This is a genomic window from Rhizorhabdus sp. P4_G6, from assembly GCF_056401045.1.
The window spans coordinates 1-18,353 of the sequence record NZ_JBFUKC010000007.1 but is presented as its reverse complement, the minus strand read 5'-3'; the positions used below and the strand labels follow the sequence as shown (position 1 = coordinate 18,353).

At 65.3% G+C, this 18,353-nt stretch carries 20 protein-coding genes; 11 read left to right on the top strand and 9 right to left on the bottom strand.

The genetic code is table 11. The features are described from left to right. Positions 1-72: 72 nt before the first annotated feature. Complete coding sequence (locus AC1DPF_RS09340; protein ID WP_477960902.1) at positions 73-852, bottom strand: IclR family transcriptional regulator; 780 nt, start codon at positions 850-852, stop codon at positions 73-75. Positions 853-959: 107 nt separating this feature from the next. Between AC1DPF_RS09340 and AC1DPF_RS09335 the strand changes: the two genes are divergently transcribed. From AC1DPF_RS09335 to AC1DPF_RS09305, 7 genes are read left to right on the top strand one after another with little or no spacing between them, the layout of a single operon-like run. Beyond that, on the top strand, positions 960-2,105 hold the full coding sequence (locus tag AC1DPF_RS09335) for an acyl-CoA dehydrogenase family protein (RefSeq protein WP_477960900.1): 1,146 nt from the start codon (positions 960-962) through the stop codon (positions 2,103-2,105). Next, complete coding sequence (locus AC1DPF_RS09330) at positions 2,105-3,055, top strand: acyl-CoA dehydrogenase family protein (protein ID WP_477960898.1); 951 nt, start codon at positions 2,105-2,107, stop codon at positions 3,053-3,055. The genes AC1DPF_RS09335 and AC1DPF_RS09330 overlap by 1 nt, the downstream gene beginning before the upstream one ends. A gap of 2 nt (positions 3,056-3,057) precedes the next feature. Next, positions 3,058-3,234, top strand: coding sequence for a hypothetical protein (locus tag AC1DPF_RS09325; protein WP_477869776.1), 177 nt, complete (start codon positions 3,058-3,060; stop codon positions 3,232-3,234). Between the two features lie 36 nt (positions 3,235-3,270). Next, complete coding sequence (locus AC1DPF_RS09320; protein ID WP_477960896.1) at positions 3,271-4,515, top strand: cytochrome P450; 1,245 nt, start codon at positions 3,271-3,273, stop codon at positions 4,513-4,515. A gap of 27 nt (positions 4,516-4,542) precedes the next feature. After that, the gene (locus tag AC1DPF_RS09315; protein ID WP_477960894.1) at positions 4,543-5,463 is read left to right on the top strand and encodes a TIGR03619 family F420-dependent LLM class oxidoreductase; all 921 of its coding nucleotides are present in this window, start codon (positions 4,543-4,545) and stop codon (positions 5,461-5,463) included. 50 nt (positions 5,464-5,513) lie between these two features. Continuing rightward, positions 5,514-5,960, top strand: coding sequence for a nuclear transport factor 2 family protein (locus AC1DPF_RS09310; RefSeq protein WP_477960892.1), 447 nt, complete (start codon positions 5,514-5,516; stop codon positions 5,958-5,960). Then, positions 5,950-6,279: a lycopene cyclase family protein gene (locus AC1DPF_RS09305; RefSeq protein WP_477960890.1), complete on the top strand. Its 330-nt coding sequence runs from the start codon at positions 5,950-5,952 to the stop codon at positions 6,277-6,279. The genes AC1DPF_RS09310 and AC1DPF_RS09305 overlap by 11 nt, the downstream gene beginning before the upstream one ends. Before the next feature lie 184 nt (positions 6,280-6,463). Here the strand turns inward: AC1DPF_RS09305 and AC1DPF_RS09300 are convergent, their stop codons facing one another. The 4 genes from AC1DPF_RS09300 to AC1DPF_RS09285 all read right to left on the bottom strand — a co-directional run bounded on the left by AC1DPF_RS09300 (position 6,464) and on the right by AC1DPF_RS09285 (position 10,797). Then, positions 6,464-7,648: a cytochrome P450 gene (locus AC1DPF_RS09300; RefSeq protein WP_477869784.1), complete on the bottom strand. Its 1,185-nt coding sequence runs from the start codon at positions 7,646-7,648 to the stop codon at positions 6,464-6,466. An 81-nt stretch (positions 7,649-7,729) separates the two neighbouring features. Further along, the gene (locus tag AC1DPF_RS09295; protein WP_477960888.1) at positions 7,730-7,900 is read right to left on the bottom strand and encodes a hypothetical protein; all 171 of its coding nucleotides are present in this window, start codon (positions 7,898-7,900) and stop codon (positions 7,730-7,732) included. A 7-nt stretch (positions 7,901-7,907) separates the two neighbouring features. Further along, the gene (locus tag AC1DPF_RS09290; RefSeq protein ID WP_477960886.1) at positions 7,908-9,524 is read right to left on the bottom strand and encodes a flavin-containing monooxygenase; all 1,617 of its coding nucleotides are present in this window, start codon (positions 9,522-9,524) and stop codon (positions 7,908-7,910) included. A gap of 97 nt (positions 9,525-9,621) precedes the next feature. Continuing rightward, positions 9,622-10,797, bottom strand: a complete 1,176-nt coding sequence (locus tag AC1DPF_RS09285; RefSeq protein ID WP_477960884.1) for a cytochrome P450 — start codon at positions 10,795-10,797, stop codon at positions 9,622-9,624. A 137-nt stretch (positions 10,798-10,934) separates the two neighbouring features. Here AC1DPF_RS09285 and AC1DPF_RS09280 point away from each other — a divergent pair, with 137 nt between their 5' ends. The 3 genes from AC1DPF_RS09280 to AC1DPF_RS09270 all read left to right on the top strand — a co-directional run bounded on the left by AC1DPF_RS09280 (position 10,935) and on the right by AC1DPF_RS09270 (position 14,311). Further along, positions 10,935-12,179, top strand: a complete 1,245-nt coding sequence (locus AC1DPF_RS09280; RefSeq protein WP_477960882.1) for a cytochrome P450 — start codon at positions 10,935-10,937, stop codon at positions 12,177-12,179. Between the two features lie 75 nt (positions 12,180-12,254). Continuing rightward, positions 12,255-13,910, top strand: a complete 1,656-nt coding sequence (locus AC1DPF_RS09275; RefSeq protein WP_477960880.1) for an FAD-binding protein — start codon at positions 12,255-12,257, stop codon at positions 13,908-13,910. Continuing rightward, the gene (locus AC1DPF_RS09270) at positions 13,907-14,311 is read left to right on the top strand and encodes a nuclear transport factor 2 family protein (RefSeq protein WP_477960878.1); all 405 of its coding nucleotides are present in this window, start codon (positions 13,907-13,909) and stop codon (positions 14,309-14,311) included. The genes AC1DPF_RS09275 and AC1DPF_RS09270 overlap by 4 nt, the downstream gene beginning before the upstream one ends. Before the next feature lie 15 nt (positions 14,312-14,326). On the opposite strand, the gene AC1DPF_RS09265 is transcribed toward AC1DPF_RS09270, so the two are convergent. Both AC1DPF_RS09265 and AC1DPF_RS09260 read right to left on the bottom strand, forming a co-directional pair. Then, entirely contained in the window at positions 14,327-14,980 is a 654-nt protein-coding gene (locus AC1DPF_RS09265; protein WP_477869797.1) for a TetR/AcrR family transcriptional regulator, read from the bottom strand. 102 nt (positions 14,981-15,082) lie between these two features. Next, a complete protein-coding gene (locus AC1DPF_RS09260; protein ID WP_477869799.1) occupies positions 15,083-15,847 on the bottom strand; it encodes an SDR family oxidoreductase in 765 nt (254 codons plus the stop codon). Between the two features lie 160 nt (positions 15,848-16,007). On the opposite strand from AC1DPF_RS09260, the gene AC1DPF_RS09255 reads away from it, so the two are divergent. Next, entirely contained in the window at positions 16,008-16,451 is a 444-nt protein-coding gene (locus AC1DPF_RS09255; RefSeq protein WP_477869801.1) for a nuclear transport factor 2 family protein, read from the top strand. 316 nt (positions 16,452-16,767) lie between these two features. Here AC1DPF_RS09255 and AC1DPF_RS09250 read toward each other — a convergent pair whose 3' ends face one another. Together AC1DPF_RS09250 and AC1DPF_RS09245 are read right to left on the bottom strand one after the other, a co-directional pair. Then, the gene (locus AC1DPF_RS09250) at positions 16,768-17,544 is read right to left on the bottom strand and encodes a glutathione S-transferase family protein (protein ID WP_477960876.1); all 777 of its coding nucleotides are present in this window, start codon (positions 17,542-17,544) and stop codon (positions 16,768-16,770) included. A gap of 51 nt (positions 17,545-17,595) precedes the next feature. Beyond that, complete coding sequence (locus tag AC1DPF_RS09245) at positions 17,596-18,075, bottom strand: VOC family protein (RefSeq protein ID WP_477869804.1); 480 nt, start codon at positions 18,073-18,075, stop codon at positions 17,596-17,598. Positions 18,076-18,353: the final 278 nt, after the last annotated feature.

Here is an 18,353-nt window from a genome sequence, read left to right as displayed (position 1 = left end):
CGTAGCGTTCGCGGCCTCGATATTCTGGCTGTCGCCGATCAGGGGATTGGGACCTTCGAGAGCGGCCGAGGCTCAGCCCTCGGCCGAGCGCGCGCAGACTTCCCGCATCAGCGCGGCCAGCCGCAGTTGCTCGGCGCGATCGAGCTCTGCAGCGGCGGCAACACTGACCGAGTAGGTCGCCGCCTCGTGCGGCCTGGTGACGACGATGCCCACCCCGGCCACTCCAGGGGCCACTGAATCGCGGCTGAAGGCATGCCCGTCGGCGCGCGCCTGGGCGATGCGGGCGCGCAGCAGCGCGGGCGTTGCCCGGCCGCGGGCGATCTGGGCAATCTTGCCGGCGTTGGCGGCGAGCAGCGCATCGACTTCGTCGTCCGGAAGCGTGGCGAGGATGGCGAGGCTGCCGGCGCCGACCCCCAGCGGCAGGCGCTGACCGACCACCAGCGGCACCGCGCGGATCACCGACGAGCCCTGCGCCGTCGCGAGGCACACGACGTCCGCGCCCGATCGCGCGACCAGATAGGCGGTGAGCCCCGAGGCGCGGCTGATCGCCTCGATCCGCTGGGTCCACAGGCTGTCCGGCCGGCCCTCCGTCGCAGCCAGCCCCAGTTCGAAGGCCAGCGGCCCGATCACGTAGCGGCGTTGGGCCGGATCGAAATCGAGCAGCCGCTCCTCGACCAGGGCGCGCAGGATGCGGAACGCGGTCGAGCGGCTGAGCCCGGTAGTGCGGGTGATTGCGGCCAGCGGCGCGCCGGCGCGCTGCAACGCCGCCACCGCCCGCAGCACTTCCGCCGCGCGGCCGATGGCCTGGGCGCCGGCCGTGTGACTCGCGCCTGTGGGCTGCAATCCAGACATGGTGTGCCATAATATGGGAAAACGAGTCTTTGACAAGTAAGGAATATGCCACTTATGTTACCCATTAATCCCATTATGTGGACAACCTTTGGAGAGGCGTCGTCGCGATGGATTTTGCCTGGTCTGGCGACCAGTTGGCGTTCCGCGAGGCGGTGCGCGACTTTCTCGCCCGTGAACTGCCGACCAACTGGGAGGACATCGCGCGGCGCAGCCCCGGCTCGCGCGAGCTGACCGATTTCTCGCGCGCGTTCTGCCCGAAACTGGCCGAGGCCGGGCTGCTGGTGCCGCACTGGCCCCGCGAGCACGGCGGGCGCGACGCGCCGCCGTGGGAGCATTTCATCCTGGGCGAGCTGATGTGGGAGGCGGGCGAGCCGCGCGGCCCGCAATATTACAACGTCAACTGGCTGGGCCCGGCGATCATGGCCTTTGGCAGCGAAGCGCAGAAGCGTCACCATCTGGCGCTGATGAGCGCGGGCAGCGTGGTCTGGTGCCAGGGCTTCTCGGAGCCGTCGGCCGGATCGGACTTGGCTGCGTTGCGCACCCGCGCCGAGCCGGATGGCGACGGGTTCCGGATCAACGGTTCCAAGATCTGGACCTCGTACGCCGCCCTCTCCGATTACTGCTTCCTGCTCGCCCGCGTCCCCGAGGCCGACCCGAAGCGCGGCATCACCGTGTTCCTGCTGCCGATGGACCGCCCGGGGATCACCGTTCGTCCGATCCGCAGCGTCGTCGGTGACGGCGACCTCCACGAAGTGTTCTTCGACGATGTCGAGGTTCGCGCCGACGAGGTGCTCGGCGGGGTCGGTAATGGCTGGAAAGTGGCGCGCTATGCGCTGCATTTCGAGCGCGTCGGTATCCCGCGCTATGCGCTGGCCACGCGCATTCTCGATCGCGCGGTGCGGCTCATGGGCGCGAACGGCGCGCTCGGCGCCTCCGCGCGCGAAAAGGCCGCAGCCGCCCACGCCGCCTGCGAGGCGGCCCGCAACCTGACCTACGAGGTGATCGACCGGCGCTCCCGCAATCTGCCCCCCGATGGCGGCACCAGCGTCGCGCGCACGGCGACGATCGCGGCGGAAAACGCGGTGGCCGAATTCGTGCTCGATTTTCAGCCGTCGTTGCTGGCCGGGCTGGACGATCCGATGATCGAGACCCACCACCGCCGCGCCATCGCCGCCGGCATCGCCTCGGGCGCCGCGGAAATCCAGCTCAACCTGATCGCCCGCGATGTACTAGGCCTGGGACTAAAAGACTGATGGACCTCGACCTTTCCGAAGATCAGACGATGCTGCTCGATGCGCTCGACCGCCTGCTGGAGCGGCATGCCGGATTCGATGCCGAGCATGCCGCCTACACCGCGTACCGTGCCGAGCTGCGCGCCGATATCGCTGAGACAGGGTTCCTCGCCATTGCCGGGGAGGAGGGTTTCGGCCCGCTCGACGCCGCGCTGCTGGTCGAGAGGGCAGGGCGACTGGCGTGCAGCGCCGAAGTCGCCGCCAGCGCGCTGGTCGGGCCGCTGCTGGGCGCCGATCCGGGCGATGGCATCGCGATGTGCGAGGGTATCGGCGTGCCGACCCGCTTCCTCACGGTGGCCTCGCTCGCCTGCATCCGCACCGACGCGGGGCTGGTCGTCGCCCCGATCTCGACTGGCGACGTGATCCCGCTCGACACCGTGATCGCCTACCCGATCGGCATGCTGAACGCCTTGCCCGCCGGCGCACGCCTGCTCGATGCCGATACGGCGTGCGCGGTCGAGCGGCGCTGGCGGCTGGCTGTGGCGGCGGAGGCGGCCGGGGTCATGCGCGGCGCGCTCGATGCGACGGTGGGCTTCGTGAAGGACCGCTGGCAGTTCGGCCAGCCACTCGGCGACTTCCAGGCGGTGCAGCACCGCCTCGCCCGGTGCGAGCAGATCGTCTCGGCGGCCCGCTGGCTGGCGTTGCGCGCCGCGCACAGCCTGATCCCGGCCGACGCGCTGACCGCGCTCACCTACATCCAGCAGAACGTCCGCACGGTGATTTACGATTGCCACCAGTTCACCGGCGCGATGGGGCTCACCCTCGAGTATCCGTTGCACCTCTGGACCTACCGGCTCAAGCTGCTCCAAGGTGAGCTGGGCGGCTGGACGGCGCAGGCGCGCGATCTGGCCGACGCACTATGGGACGACGCTGGCAACCGGCTGGGCGCGGCACGACCGGCGGGAGGATGACGATGGCCGAACCTCGGCTCAACGCGGTGGTGCGGCCGGTGCTTGACCGGCTGGTCGCAGAAGGGCGCGAGATCGGGGTCCGGGTGGCCGCATGGCTTGGCGAGGAGCAGGTGGTCGACTGCTGGGCCGGCCTTGCCGATCCGACCACCGGCCGCACCGTCGACGGCGACACGCTGTGATCACGCACGATGCTCCGGATTGACGAAGGGCAAGACATGACCGCGATTCCACCCCTGCAGGACCTCGACGATCGCAGCTTCGACCCGTTCTTCGCCGACGAAATGGTGATCGGCGATTTCGATGATCCCTATCCGCTGATCCACGATCTGATGGGGAAGGGCTCGGTCCACGAGGTCAACTATCCCACCCTGTTCGCCTGCGGCACCGACCCCACCCTGGCGCCGTTTCCACACTATACTGTCACGGGCTATGACGCCGTCGTCGAAGTGCTGCGTACGCCCGAGGTGTTCACCCAACAGGCGCTGGCCAAGAACCTGGGGATCAGCTTCGGGGCGAGCGTGAGCACGATGGACGGCGCCCAGCATGCCCGCTTCCGCCGCATCTTCCAGAAGGCGTTCCTGCCGCAATATGTGGCGCTGTGGGGCGAAAAGCTGGTCGATCCGGTGGTCTCGCGGCTGCTCGATCCGATCGTCGCGCGCGGCCATGGCGATCTCATCCAGGAATTCACGCTGCATTTCCCGTTCCAGGTGATCTTCTCGATGATGCAGCTGCCGGAAAGCGACATGGCGCTGTTCCACAAGCTGGCGGTCGCGCAGACCAGCTTCGTCGCCAGCGTCGAGAACGCGGTGGACGCCAGCAACAAGCTCGGCGCCTATATCGCCGATCTCGTCGCGGAGCGGCGGCGCAAGCCTGGCGAGGACATCGTCAGCGTTATGTCGCAGGTGGAGATCGATGGCGATCGCCTGCCCGACGAGGTGATCATCTCGTTCTTCCGCCAGCTGCTCAACGCCGGCGGCGACACCACCTACCGCGGCACCAGCGTGCTGCTGACCGGACTGTTGACCAACCCGGAGCAGTTCGCCGCGGTCCGCGAGGACGCCAAGCTGATCCCGCGGGCGATCGAGGAGGGGCTGCGCTGGAACCCGCCCGTCTCGCTCACCTTCCGCTGGACCGCCCGCGACACCGTGCTGGCGGGGGTGGAGATTCCGGGCGGAGCGGTGATCGACGTGTCGATCGGCTCGGCCAACCGCGATCCGGCGCATTTCCCCGATCCCGACCGCTACGACATCTTCCGTGCCAATTCCGACCGCCACCTCGCCTTCGCGCAAGGCCCGCACCTGTGCATCGGCCAGCACCTCGGCCGGCTGGAGATGGGTCGGGCGCTGAAGGCAGTGATCGCGCGCATGCCGAACGCGCGGCTCGACCCCGCGATGCCGCCGCCGGCGATCCGCGGCATCTGGCTGCGGGTGCCCAAACACCTCCACATCCGCTGCGACTGACCCCTCGCCCTTTGCCGGAGCCGCCCGATGAAATTCGCCTTCACCCTGCCCAACATGACCCGCCTGAAGAACGTCGCCCAYGAGTGGGAGGCCGACGTCACCGGCGCCATCCAGACCCGGATGCTCAAGCGGGTCGAGGCGCTGGGCTACGACATGGTGCTGGTACCCGAGCACCTCGTCGTCCCCAGCAGCCATGTGGAACTGTCCGGCTCGCACTATTTCCACGCCGCCGCCGCCCAGGGCTATTACCTCGGCGCGACCGAGCGGATGCGCATCGGCACCTCGATCACCATCCTGCCGCTGCACCACCCGATCACCATCGCCAAAGCGCTGTCGACGATCGACTGGCTGAGCGGCGGGCGCACCAACGTGACCTTTGCTGCCGGCTGGCTGAAGGAGGAGTTCGACGCGCTCGGGGTGCCGTTCCACAAGCGCGGGCGGATCATGGACGAATACCTCGCCGCGATCATCGAGCTGTGGACCAAGCCGGTCGCCAGCTTCGAGGGCGAATTCGTGTCGTTCCGCGATGTCGTGTGCGACCCGCAGGGCGCGCAGGCGCCGCACATCCCGATCTGGCTGGGAGGCGATTCGGATCCGGCACTGCGGCGGCTGGCGCGCTTCGCCACCGGCTGGGTGCCGTTCCTGACCCAGCCCGACGAACTGCCCGCGCGGCTGGATTTTATCCGCTCGCTGCCGGAGTTCCGGGGAGGCGACTTCGACGTCATGTACATGCTGGCCGTCACGTTCATCGGCGAGGGCCATGTCGAGGGCGCGGCGCCGGTCGGCAAGGAGATCTTCTCCGCGCAGGAGATGATCGACAAGATGGGCTGGCTGCAGCGCAACGGCGTCACCATCGCCGCGCATCCCATTCCGCCGGTCGAGGATGCCGAGGCTTATGCCGACTACGCGCAATGGTTCATGGAAGACATCGCTCCGCATTTCGCCTGACGCACGCCGATAGCAACCGGCGGCAGAGCCGCAACCCACGGAGGCCCTTTATGACCCTCACTGCCGACGACGCCATCGCCATCCAGATGCTGGTGGCGCGCTATAGCCACGCGGCCAGCGCCGGCGATGCCGCGGACGTCGCCGCGACATTCGCGGAGGACGGCATCCTCACCGGCTTCGCGCCAATGCTCGGCCAGCCCGACCCCGACACCGTCGGTCGCGCGGCGATCCGCGCGATGTTCGAGGGCTTCCTGCCCGCCATCGGCTTCATCCACCAGCTCTCCCAGCTTTCCGGGCTGGAGGCGACCGCCGATGGAGCGCGCGGCAATGTGATGGTGATCGAGAACGTGCAGTGGCGCGGTCGACCGGCGGTGACGGTGAACTGCCGATATGCCGATCAATATGTGCGCACCGTCGAGGGCTGGCGCTTCCGCCACCGCGTGCTGACCCCGATCTCGGTGACCGACGCCGGCGAGGTGCAGAGCTTTGCCGGCTGACACCGCCGCTGGCGCTGCCGGCCGCTGGGACTACATCATCGTCGGCGCCGGTTCCGCCGGGTGCGTGCTGGCCGAGCGGCTGACTGCCGATCCTGCGACAAATGTGCTGCTGATCGAGGAAGGGCCGCCGGCCGATGGCATGATGATCCGCATGCCGCTGGGCTTCGCCCGTGTCCTCGCCAACCCGGCGCGCGCGTCCTCCGCCGTTTCCGCGCACGACCGCGGCGATCCGGCCGCCTCGCCGGATTTGTGGATGCGCGGCAAGCTGCTGGGCGGATCGAGCGCGGTCAACGGTCGCCGGCCTGAACAATTGCGGTGAATCCGTGTTCCGCATCTTGTGACGGAAAAGCCGCCGGCGCACGCAAACAGCACCGCTGGGCTCGCGAGCCAGGCGGGGTTGCGCTACATCACGCATACCGCCTCCAATCTCGACGACTGGAACTGCTGGAGCCGGTAGATTAAGCTTGGGCTCGGCCCTCCGATGGACGGCCCTTGCTGACGGTTTACGGTTCGAAGATCACCGGCACCTCGACGAACCCCGCCAGGAACTCCGCATAGGATCGCTTGCAGCCCGCTTCGTCGATGCGATAGCGCGGCGCGGCGCGCAGCACCTCCTGCACCATGATCGTTCCGAACGCCGGCCCGAGATGCGCGCCGAGGCAATAATGTCCGCCAATTCCGAATGACATGTCGCGCCGCTGCTTGCGATGCATGTCGTAGCTATCCGCGCGCTCGAAATGCTTTTCGTCGCGGTTGGCCGAGGCGTAGATCATCAGGATTTTCTGTCCCGCCTTGATATGGCGGCCGGACAATTCGAAATCCTTGGCGGCGACCCGGGCCAGCATGTTGGTAGGCTGGTCCAGCCGGCAGGTTTCGAGGAAAGCGGCGCGCGCGAGGGCGGGGTCGCGGATCACGGCCTCGCGCTGGTCGGGATGCCGCGCCAGGTAGTAGAGCGTGCCGGCGGTGGCCATGGGCGTCGTTTCCGCCCCGGTTATCAGCAGCACGAACAGATCGCCCATCAGTTGCTCGTCAGTGGTGGGCTGCCCGTCGATGGTGCCCTCCAGCAACCTCCTGCTCTGCCCGGTCGCTTTCGACGGATCGGCGCGCAACTGGGCGACCCAGTCCGCCAGATAGCCGAAAAGATGGCCCGCCGCCTCCTGGTTCAGCGCCGCGGTGGCACCCGACTGCCCTTTCTCGCGGAACATCATCTGCTGGAGCCATCGGCTGATGGTCTCGGCGTCGGACATCGGCAGACCGAGATTGTGCATGGAATTCCGGCACATGACTGGACGCGCATAATCGTTGTGCGCGTCCATTCGGCCCTGCTTCAACAGCGGATCGAGGACCGACCGCGCCAGCGCGCGCGCGCGATCCTGCTCGGCGCGGATGGCCGCCGGTCCATATTGCGGGGCGACCAGCTGCCGCCACTTGCGGTGAACGGGCGCATTGGCGGTTGCAAAGCTGGCCGGCGACGGCTCGTTCAGCAGTACCTGCCCCGGCGAGCCGCCCTGCGAGAAGTCGAGCACATCCTCGCGCAGGCTGGCCTCCATCACATCGTCGAACCGCGCAATGGCCCAGGCGTCGTACTTCGGGATGTAGTGTGGCCCACCTTCGGCCCGCATCGCCGCATAGAGCGGCATGGGGTCGGTCATCGCCTCGTCGGAATAGGGATCGTAGTCGACAGTCACTTCGGCCCTCAGCGTGTAGATCGCGCTTGTGCAATGCTCTCCGCATAGGCGCACAGACGCTCCGGAATACGTCCCCCAGGATTAGGTTTCGCGCCTGCCGATTTCGCCAAGGTACGTCAGCGATCTTAGGTGCGGGTCGTCGTCATCCGGGGCGCGGGCGTCGATTCCTGTGTCGGCGTGGATATTGCGAGCGGTCCGCCCCCAATCCAGGCCGACGAAATGGACTACGATCCCGCCGACCACCGCGACCATGCCTCTGTCAGGCGTCGACCATTCCGGTCGCCTTTTGCATATGGAAGCCACGATAACCGGCTGCGGTCACCTCGTCACAGGCTTTCCCATAGCCACCCAGACCGGCGAGGTAGAACATGAAAACCCTTGGCTTGCCGGGGATATTGGCCCCTATCGCCCAGGAATCGGCCTTGGGGTAGAGCGTGTAGCTCGCCACCATATTCACATGATCGACCCATTCGGACTGCGCTTCGGGCGACGCGTCGATCGTGGCGTATCCGTTCTGGCGCGCATGTTCGATGCAGGACGCCACCCAGCGAACCTGCTGCTCGATCGCCAGGGGAGTATTCACGATGATGGACGGGCTCTGCGCGCCATCGAGGGTGAACATGTTGGGGAAACCGGCTACGCTGAGACCGAGATAGGTACGCGGCCCGTTCTGCCAGGCGTCCTGCATCGTCACGCCGTCGCGCCCGGTGATGCGGATCTTGAGCACGGCCCCCGTCACGGCGTCGAAACCGGTGGCGAGCACGATATCGTCGAAGGGATAGGTCTCTCCGCCGGCCACGATCCCCTCTTCGGAAAAGCGCTCGATCGGGTTCTTCCGGGCGTCGACCAGCTTCACATGCGGCAGGTTGAAGCTTTCATAGTAATTGACGTCGAGACACGGGCGCTTCGCGCCGAGGGGATAGTCCTGTGACGTCAAGGCCGCCGCGGTCTTCGGGTCTTTCACCTTTTCGCGGATCTTGCGCTTCACGAAATTGGCGGCCTCGGCGTTGGCGGCCTCATCGATGAGAATGTCGCTGAAGGACATGAGGAAGCCGAAACCGCCCATGATCCAGCGGCGCTCGAATTCCGCCTCGCGTTCCTCGGCAGAGACCTCGAACACCTTCTTGGGGTTGGGCGACAACACCATGCCGCCGGCGGAGGCATAACGGACATCGCGGTCCGCCGGGAAACGGGCATGGGCGGCGGCCTGATCGTCCGCGCTCATCACCTGGTTGGTGACGGGCATGCTGTAGGCCGGTGTCCGCTGGAAAACGGTGAGTTGGGCGGCTTCCTGGGCGATCACCGGCGTGCATTGGATGCCGGAGGAACCCGTACCGATCACGGCCACTTTGCGGCCCGAAAAATCCACCTTTTCGTGCGGCCAGCGGGCCGTATGCAGGATGCGGCCCTTGAAGCTGTCCAGGCCTTCGAATTGCGGGGTGTTGACCGCAGTGAGCGGGCCGACTGCCAGCAGCAGCCAGGTAGCGGACAGCGTTTCGCCATTGTCGCAACCTACCCGCCAGGCATTGGCGGCTTCGTCGAAGCTGGCGGATTCGACGCGCGTATTCAAAGTGATGTCGCGGCGCAGATCTAGCCGATCTGCCACATAGGCCAGATATTTCTGGATCACCGGCCCTTCGGAATAGCGCTCCGGCCAGTTCCAGCCGGCTTCCAGCTCCTCCGAAAACTGGTACTGGTAGTCCAGACTTTCGACGTCGCAGCGCAGGCCCGGATAACGATTCCAGTACCAGGCCCCGCCGACATCGGAACCGGTCTCGATCAGCCGGGCCCTGAGACCGTTTTCTCGCAGCTTGTGCAGCATGTAGAGGCCGGCGAAACCGGCTCCGACGATGATGGCATCCGTTTTCTCACCCATGTGCTTCTTGCCTCGCTTGATGTGTGTGCCGATGCTTGTTCGCGCCGCATTCCAGTTTGGCGCAAGCCGGGTTGCCGCGCGCGGAGAGTCTTGGCGGTCAGCCCTTGACGGGCCATTCCAGTTGCAGGGCCAATACGCTGGAGACCATGCCGGTCGCCATCATCGGGGTGGTTCCGGGCTTGATGGAAAACTTCGGGATGCGCCTTAGCCATTCTTCCAGAAAAATCCGCAGTTCCCGCCGCGCCAGAGACGCGCCGACGCAGGTGTGCGGGCCGGAATCGAAACTGTTGTGATGCCGGACGTTGCTGCGTGAGAAATCGACGACCAGCGCATGCGGAAATCGCGCTTCATCGAGGCCGACAAAGACGTTGGCGACCAGCACCATGTCACCCTTGCGGATAGGCGCGCCGCGCCAGTCCATGTCGTGGCTGGCGACGCGGCCGCTGTTGGCGATGGGATAGCGGCGGAGTAGCTCCTCCACCACAAGCTTCATGAACTCATCGTCATCCAGAGACTCGACGATCTGTTCCCGGTCCTTCGGGTTCATCGCCAGATGGCGGATGACGAAGCCGAGCATGGCGGCCACCGTGTCGAGCCCCGCCAGCGTCACCGTGCCGGACATGGTGAGCGCATCCCTGAAGCAAATCCTTTCGCCACCGATGTCCGTATTGACCATCAGGCTGATCAGGTCATTGCCGGGCTTTTCGCGCCGCGCGGTGACGATGGGTGTCAGATAATCGAGAATCTCGTTCCAGGCGATCACCCGTTCTTCTGCGGAAGCGCCGCGGGTCAGCGCTTCGGCCATCGGCAGCAACGTGACCCGATCGGCGCGGGGAAGGTCGACCAGGTCCAAGAACACGAGAATCGGGAAGACCTTGCCGAATTCTTCCACGAAATCGCACTCGCCCCGCTCCGCGAAGGTCTCGATCAGTTGCACCGTGATCCCGCGCACCTTGTCTTCCATCTGCGCCATCACCTGCGGCAGGAAGGCGCGGGTGAGCGGACGCCGCAGGAACTCATGTTCGGGCGGGTCGGACATCATCGGCAGGCTGCGGCCGCCCATGTCGAAATTCGGGATGCTTTGCTGCGAACGGTCGAAGTTTTCGGTGTCGTTCTGGATTGTGCGAATGTCTTCCGGCCTAGTCACGACCCAGTGCCCGCCATGGCGCGGCGTCCAGAAGATATCGCCAGAATCGCGAAAGGCCATGAAGGCGGCCTGAGGGTCTTTGGTGTTGGTCAGCGGCAGATTGTAGAGGTCGAGATCGACGACCATGTCCGCGGGGATATGGGCTGGGACGGCGGTGCCCCCCACTTGTTGCGCCATGACCGGCTCCTCTGACTCACATTTTTCCTTGATTTCGATACTAACCAGTATCATTGGATGCGCAACTCAGAATCGCGAGGGATGTGATGGGTAATCTTTCTGCCGAAGCAGGCCATCCGTTCGGGACGGCCGGGGAGTTGCTTGCCAGGCATCAGGATTTTTCGGATCCCTATCCGCTGCTGGGCTGGCTGAGGGACAATGAACCCGTCGCCCCGGCGGGGGATATGCGCTTCGTCACCCGTTATGACGATGTCGTCGCGGTCTATCGCGATGAACGCTTCAGCCGTGCGCGCCAGGCGGAAGCCGAAATCAACGCCAATACCGGCGATATCGGGAATGACCAGGATCTGGAGAACGCGCGCCGGGCGTTTACCTCCATGCTGATCCACATGGACGAGCCCGATCACAGGCGGATGCGCAATATCCTCGAAGGCGCCTTCAAGCCGAGCAGCGTGGTTGCGTGGATCCCGCGGGTAAAGGCGATCACACATGAGCTGATCGACAGGGTACGGGACAAGCCGCGATTCGACGTCCTGAAAGACCTGGCCTTTCCGCTGCCGGAAAAGGTCATGTGCGAATTGATGGGCGTGCCGCACGAAGACCACGCCCTGTGGGGAGCGTGGACGGATACGATCGTCCGGGCGCCTCGCACCTATGCGCCGAGCGCGGAACAGATCGCCAAGATCCGCGATGCGCAGCGCAATTTCTATTACTACTTCCGCGATCTGGTGCGGCAGCGCTCGAAGAACCTGTCCGACGATCTGGTTTCGGTCCTGATCCGCGCGGAGAACGAGGGCGACAAGCTGAGCGAGCTGGAAGTGCTCGGCACGCTGCAGCTGCTAATCATGGCAGGCCATGAAACGACCGCGAGCCTGGTGGTGAACGGCACCTACCTCCTGCTCAAGCACCCGGACCAGTATCGCCTGCTGCGCGAAGACCCGGAACTGGTGCGCGCGGCGGTGGAAGAGATGCTGCGCTACGAAAGCCCTTCGCACTGGTCCTTGCCGCGCGAGGCACTTGTCGATGTGCCCATGGCCGATGATGTGATTCCGGCCGGGGCCCCGGTGGTCGCCGCGCTCAATTCCGCCAACCGCGATCCCACCCGCTTCGCGCAAGCGGACCGGTTCGACATCACCCGCAAGAACAATTTCCACATTGCCTTCGCCGCGGGGCCGCATTTCTGTCTGGGCAACCAGCTGGCCCGGCAGGAAGCCTGCATCATGTTCAAGGCGATGGTCACGCGCTTGCCCGAACTGCACCTGGCCGAAGAGCCGGAACTGAAGGACAGCTTCGTCAGGAGTTACGAATCCCTGATCGTCACTCAGGGCTGACGGGTAGATGGGAGTGGGCACCGCCAGGGGGCTGTGCCAGACAAGGCCCGCAGCGAAAGATCGCGGGAGAGATACATGACCGGAAGCATCCCGTCCGCGGTGGATGTGGTGGTGGTGGGTAGCGGCGCAGCCGCTCTGGCTGGCGCAATCACCGCCGCGGATGCTGGCCTGTCAGTCCTGATCCTGGAAAAGACCGACAAATGGGGCGGCACGACGGCCTGTTCCGGCGGTGGCATGTGGGTGCCCAATCACCCGTTGATGGCCGAAAACGGCATGGCGGACAGCCGCGAGGAATCGTGGGATTATCTGACACATGCGGTAGGCGATTGCGGTCCGCCCACAGCACCCGAGCGCATGGCGGCCTTCATTGATGCCGGCCCCGAGATGGTTGCCCATTTCGGCGATCTGGGGATGCGCTGGGAATTCACCTATTACCCCGATTATTATCCGCAATTACCGGGCGCCAAGGTGGGCCGGGGCCTCGCTTGTCCGATCATCGACGGGAGCGGGCTGGGCGGGGACCTCAAGACCCTGCGGCAGCAGGATCATCCCATTCCGCTGGTGTTCGAACGGCACGAATTTCTGGCCCTGCTCGCACCCTTTCGCAAGCTCGGCCATTTGTGGACGCTGGCCCGGATCTTCGCGCGCACGCTGCGCTGGAAGCTCTCTGGCCGGACGGCCCTGCTGGCCGGGCGTGCCACCATGGGCGAACTGATGCGGCTGGCCCGAAAGAGCGGTGCCGACCTGCTGCTGGAGGCCGATGTCGAGGCGTTCGAACGCCATGACGGGCGGGTGGATAGCGTGCTCTTTCGTCACAACGGGCGGCATGTCCGCGTGCAGGCGCGCAAGGCCGTGCTGGTGGCGGCAGGAGGCTATTCTCGCAATGATGCCTTCCGTCGCCGTTATCAGCCGATGGGCGGAGAATTCACCACCACCGCCCCTGGCGATACCGGCCAACCGATCGAGGCGGCGATGGCATTGGGCGCGGACACGGCGCTCATGGAGGAAGGCTGGTGGATGCCGGTGGTTCGGCTGCCGGATGGCACCAATTCCCTGACGCTCACGGAACGGTCGCTGCCGCACAGCCTGATCGTCGATCAGCATGCGCAGCGCTACCTGAACGAGGCGCAACCCTATTGCGATTGCGGCCGCGCGATGCTGGACCATGCCGGCACCGAGGCCAGTTGGCTGATCATGGATAGCCGGCACCGGGACAATTACGCCTTTACCTATCTCGGGGCGCGCCAGATGCCGCGGGATTGGCTGGACGGCGGGTTCATGATCAAGGCTGCCAGCCTGCGCGAACTGGCCGGAAAGACCCGGCTGGATGCCGCCGCGCTTTCCGCCACGATCGACCGCTTCAACGGTTTTGCCCGCAAGGGCGTGGACGAGGACTACCAGCGCGGCGGCAATCGGTTCGACAATGGCTGGGGCGATCCCTTCCATGGCCCCAATCCCAATCTCGGCACGCTTGAGAGACCGCCCTTCTATGCCATACGCATCTGGCCCGGGGACCTGGGAACCAAGGGCGGCTTGCTGACGGATGGCGATGGCCGCGTGATGGATCGCGACGGCAATCCGATCGCCGGACTTTACGCCGCGGGCAATTCCGCCGCCAGCGTGATGGGAAGATGTTATCCCGGACCCGGCGGAACGCTTGGACCGGCGATGGTCTATGCATGGCGGGCGATGCGCCATGCCGCTGGAGAACAGGGCGAGGTGGCATCATGATCGACGCGGCTGATTTTGCGGAACTGCAGCAAGTGGTGTGGCGCTACACCCATGCGATCGACGATCGTCGCTTTTCCCGCGCGAACGAAGTGTTCACCGAGGACGCAACGGTCGATTTCAGCGACGTCGGCGGAGGTATCTGTATCGGCCTGCCGGCGATCAAGGAGTTCTGGCGCAAGACCCTGAGCACCGAGGTGATCCACCTCGCCTCCAATATTGTGGCCGATCTGCCGGAGGATGGGACGGTCGACATGCTGTCGCGCGCGCTGGTCAGCACCGTGGGCGGCGCCATCAGCAATGTCGCCTACACCGATATCGCCTGCCGTACGGACAAGGGCTGGCGCATTCGTCACCGCCATATCGCCGTGCGCGTCAACGCGCCCACCGTTCCGGAAAGCTGAGTTCGAAAAAGGCCTTCAGTCGTCTCCCGCGCCGATCATCGCCTCGGTTATGCCGGCGCCCTGCATGAAGATCCGGTAGACGTCTTCCGCCCATTCGGCGCTGTCCGGCTCGGTCGAACCCAGCAGCTTCAGGAAGCCGCCGACGGACATGCTCATGAGGATCAGAGCTTCGCGGTGCGCCTGTTCGCGGGAAATGCTGCCCGCGCAAATCCCGTAGAAATAGTCGGCCACCGGCCGGTAGATATTGAGCGTGTCCTCCAGCATGGTGTTGGCGATTTCGGGAAAGGAGCGGCATTCCGCAATTGCCATCTGGAGCGATCCGAAATCGGTTTCGCCGCTGGCCTGCTGGCACTGGCGGATGATGGCGAGGATGGTTTTCCTCGGGGACTCGCCCTTGTCGACAATGGCCTGGAAGCTGTTCAGCAACTCCCGCGCGCCGCGCTGAGTAGCCTCGAGGAACAAATTCTCCTTGCCGCCGATCTGGCGGTAGATGGTCATCTTGCTGATGCGGCAATTGCGGGCGATGCGATCGAGATTTGCCGCGGCGAAGCCATGCGTGGTGAATTCGTCCATGGCAGTGTCGAGCAACAGATCGCGACGTCGCGCGGCTTCGGTCGCGCTCACGCGCCCGGGCCGAATGCGGGCTAATGTCGGAGATCCATCACTCATAGGTCAGGATGGACCTTAGGGTGTACCGCATGGATTTAACAGGGGCGGGAGAGGCTTTGCGGCCTGAGGGCGGCCCGGATCCTCTCCCACGACAACCGTGGCTCAGACGGCGATGGGCCTGAGCAGCGCCTCGGTGCCGCCATCGGTGAAGAGGATCTGCCCGAGGAGGTAGTTCCCCTCCAACTCCGCCAGGAAGGCCACCGCCTCGGCGACTTCATCGGCCTCGCCGAAGCGGCCGACGGCGTTCGGCTGATAGGTGGCGAGCATCCGCCGCCCCTCTTCGCTGGAGAAGACGATGTCGTTCATCGGGGTGTTGATCACGCCCGGCGCGATCGCATTGAGGAGAATGCCGGAACCGGCCCATTCCGGCGAAACGGCCGCGCGGCGCAGCCACTGCCCGAGCGCGCGTTTGCCCGAGCAGTAACAGACATTTGCATCGGCCGTCAGGCTTGCGAGCACCGTCTGCTCGTCCTTTTCCAGCAGATCGGTGATCAACCCCTCGTCCATGCTCGGCAGCAGCATCGCCGTGGAGCAGAAGGTGATGGCGCGCGGCGCCGGGGAACGGGCGAGGAGGGGGCGCAACCCCTCGAGCGTGGCAATCGCGCCGTAATAGTTGATCGCGATCATGGCGTGCGGCTGCGGTACGCTAGCAATCGCCGCGGAAGCCACGACGGCATCGATTCCCTGGGGAGATGCGCGCTCGACCGCCTCGATCATCGCGGCGCGCCCGTCCGGCGTGCTCAGGTCGGCGACGATGTCATCCGCTCCACCCTCGCGACGATCGACCCCGATCACCCGGTGCCCCCGCCGACGGAACCGCTCCGCGGTCGCCTTGCCGATCCCCGATGCCGAACCGGTCACGACCATGGTCTTGCTCATCAAACTACCCTCGACGCTGCCCGCCCTGGTGGGCTCAAACGCGGTCGCCTTGCCACGCGGGAGCATCGCGCGCGTCGTCCGAATGCATGTGCGCGCTTTGCGCAAATCCTTATAGGCAAGTCTTAGGCAGCAGAGGCCTTTGACGATCATGACCGATCCTTTGAACCAACTTGTGGACCATGTGGCGATTTGCGAACTCAAGGCGCGTTATTTCCGCGCGGTCGACACCAAGGACTGGGACACGTTCGAGACGCTTTTTGCGGATGATGCCGTGCTGAGCGCGCCGGATGACGGGCCGGGCCTCGTTTTTTCCGGCCGTGCGGCGGTCAGGGCCGGCGTCTCCTCCTCGCTCGAGGGAGTTGCGACGATCCACTTCGGCCACATGCCGCAGATCGGCTTCGACGGGCCGGACGAGGCGCATGGCGTCTGGGCGATGGAGGACGAGCTGTTCTTCGACGACGCGCCGGCATCCCCGATCGCCTATCTTCACGGCTACGGCCATTATCACGAGCGCTATGTACGGATCGAGGATGCGTGGAAGTTCCGCAGCGTCGAATTGCGCCGGCTGCGGGTAGAGACCCGCCCGCGCTGAGCGGTCTCGCCATCTCGCCCGGCAAGACGACGCAAGCTGTTTGCCGGGCCTGCACCTATCCCGGCAACTGCAGGCAGGGACGAGGGGTGGCATCGTTAACGGAATTTCCCAGCACCAGAGCACATTAGGCGGCCCGTCCAGCTTGGCGAGTCGCCACGGGCCTCGCCTATCCGGCGGAGGCCAAGCGTGCGCGTCGCGATCCGAAGGCGGCATGCTGGTCGAGGCCACTGTCGATGTAACGCCCGGCGGGCCGGCACAGCGACGGAATTGGGAGGCAACGGGGCGAAGCCCTTGTCGACGCGCCCGCGAGGCGGGATCACCCAGGCGCCGGACGCGCCGATATCATGGGCCCCAGCGCGAAATAGGCGTCGCTGTCCATCGCCGGGCCGGGCGCCGAACGGTTGTAGAACCGGTCCATGTCCTGCGGCGTGGTGCGTTGCAGGGATTCGCCATCGAGCCGCATGAAGGCCATCATGACCTTGAGCGCGCGTGCCGTCGCCGGACGTTTGTCGATCTCCGACCGCCATCGCATCAGATGCCTGAAATCGTCCGGCGCAAAGCCGTGCCGTTCCATGTAGGCGGTCCAGGGATACATCGCGATGTCTGCGATCGAATAGCTCGCGCCGGCCAGATAGGCGTTGTCCGCAAGCTGCCCGTCGATCCGCTCATAGACGAACCGCGCCTGGTCGCGATACCGGCCGTAGGCATAGCCGTCCTTCTCGGCGGGCAGTCCCTGGAAATGGTTCATCTGCCCCAGCATGGGCCCGGCGAGTGCCATCTGGACCGCGAGCCAGGTCAGCACCTGCCAACGGCTTGGGTCATGCGCTTCCCGCGGCAGGAGGGCAGGGGCGTAGTTTTCGGCAAGGTAGATGAGAATGGCGCCGCTCTCGAACAACGCGCGGCCAGCCAGAGGCCCGTTCGGATCGATGATCACCGGAACCTTGGCCAAGGGGTTCAGCTTCAGGAAGTCGTTCCTGTGGTTTCCGCCGCACATCACCGGGACATGCTCCGTCCGGTATGGCAGGCCGGCCTCTTCGAGCATCAGGGCGATCTTGAAGACGTTGGGACTGAACATCCCGTGTAGCGTGATCATCGGCCCTTCCTCGATGACGGGACGAAGCGTCGCCGCTTCGCCACCGGCAGGTCAGTCCTTGTGGACGACCTCATGCTGCATCCGGCCAGCCAGAAAGGCCGGCCAGTCCGGGAAGACCGCGCGGTCGACGAGCTCGATATAAGGCCCGTCCTTCATTTCATGATAGGCGAACCCCATCATCGCGCCGTCGTGCTGCGCGCAGGCGATCTTCGGGCAGCCCCGCGCTTCCAGATCGGCTGAAGCGGCAGCGAGATCGTCGACCCAGTAGCCCAGATGATGCAGCGGCCGTCCCTCGGCCGGGGTCCAGAAAGTGCCGGGCAGCGTTTTCACCAGTTCGATGCACGGCTGCTGCTGGGAATAGATCGCATGGGAATGCAGTTCCATCTCGCCATGATCGCGGGTCCAGATCTGCACCGTGACGTTGATGAGCGGAGACCATGTCACCCCCATCTGTCGGCCGTAGCGATCCATCGCGGCGTCGAAGTCATCGACGACGATGCCGATATGGTAGAGGTCTGCCTGATTGAGCATCGTGGTCCCGCTCCTGTCGGTTTTCAAAGTTGAATCCAGGGAAAATGCCGCAGAGGCATCGTCTCGATGGACTAAGCCTCGAGCCGCCGGATGGCCGCAAGATCACCGACAGCCTCCGCTTCGTTCGGACTGGCCGGATTCTTGTTCCGCGTGGCGAGAAACAGTGTTCTCGGCCCGACGAGCAACGACCGCCTGATGCAATCGGTCAACGGGGGGATCGCCGGCTGACCCACGAAATGTCTGCCGGAGGAATTTTGAAGATGGCCTGACGGTGACGG

What these genes read in the sequence shown, in the direction of transcription:
- AC1DPF_RS09340 (WP_477960902.1), bottom strand. Translation starts at nt 852, where the DNA reads ATGTCTGGATTGCAGCCCACAGGCGCGAGTCACACGGCCGGCGCCCAG.
- AC1DPF_RS09335 (WP_477960900.1), top strand. Translation starts at nt 960, where the DNA reads ATGGATTTTGCCTGGTCTGGCGACCAGTTGGCGTTCCGCGAGGCGGTG.
- AC1DPF_RS09330 (WP_477960898.1), top strand. Translation starts at nt 2,105, where the DNA reads ATGGACCTCGACCTTTCCGAAGATCAGACGATGCTGCTCGATGCGCTC.
- AC1DPF_RS09325 (WP_477869776.1), top strand. Translation starts at nt 3,058, where the DNA reads ATGGCCGAACCTCGGCTCAACGCGGTGGTGCGGCCGGTGCTTGACCGG.
- AC1DPF_RS09320 (WP_477960896.1), top strand. Translation starts at nt 3,271, where the DNA reads ATGACCGCGATTCCACCCCTGCAGGACCTCGACGATCGCAGCTTCGAC.
- AC1DPF_RS09310 (WP_477960892.1), top strand. Translation starts at nt 5,514, where the DNA reads ATGACCCTCACTGCCGACGACGCCATCGCCATCCAGATGCTGGTGGCG.
- AC1DPF_RS09295 (WP_477960888.1), bottom strand. Translation starts at nt 7,900, where the DNA reads ATGGTCGCGGTGGTCGGCGGGATCGTAGTCCATTTCGTCGGCCTGGAT.
- AC1DPF_RS09290 (WP_477960886.1), bottom strand. Translation starts at nt 9,524, where the DNA reads ATGGGTGAGAAAACGGATGCCATCATCGTCGGAGCCGGTTTCGCCGGC.
- AC1DPF_RS09285 (WP_477960884.1), bottom strand. Translation starts at nt 10,797, where the DNA reads ATGGTCGTCGATCTCGACCTCTACAATCTGCCGCTGACCAACACCAAA.
- AC1DPF_RS09280 (WP_477960882.1), top strand. Translation starts at nt 10,935, where the DNA reads ATGGGTAATCTTTCTGCCGAAGCAGGCCATCCGTTCGGGACGGCCGGG.
- AC1DPF_RS09275 (WP_477960880.1), top strand. Translation starts at nt 12,255, where the DNA reads ATGACCGGAAGCATCCCGTCCGCGGTGGATGTGGTGGTGGTGGGTAGC.
- AC1DPF_RS09270 (WP_477960878.1), top strand. Translation starts at nt 13,907, where the DNA reads ATGATCGACGCGGCTGATTTTGCGGAACTGCAGCAAGTGGTGTGGCGC.
- AC1DPF_RS09265 (WP_477869797.1), bottom strand. Translation starts at nt 14,980, where the DNA reads ATGAGTGATGGATCTCCGACATTAGCCCGCATTCGGCCCGGGCGCGTG.
- AC1DPF_RS09260 (WP_477869799.1), bottom strand. Translation starts at nt 15,847, where the DNA reads ATGGTCGTGACCGGTTCGGCATCGGGGATCGGCAAGGCGACCGCGGAG.
- AC1DPF_RS09255 (WP_477869801.1), top strand. Translation starts at nt 16,008, where the DNA reads ATGACCGATCCTTTGAACCAACTTGTGGACCATGTGGCGATTTGCGAA.
- AC1DPF_RS09250 (WP_477960876.1), bottom strand. Translation starts at nt 17,544, where the DNA reads ATGATCACGCTACACGGGATGTTCAGTCCCAACGTCTTCAAGATCGCC.
- AC1DPF_RS09245 (WP_477869804.1), bottom strand. Translation starts at nt 18,075, where the DNA reads ATGCTCAATCAGGCAGACCTCTACCATATCGGCATCGTCGTCGATGAC.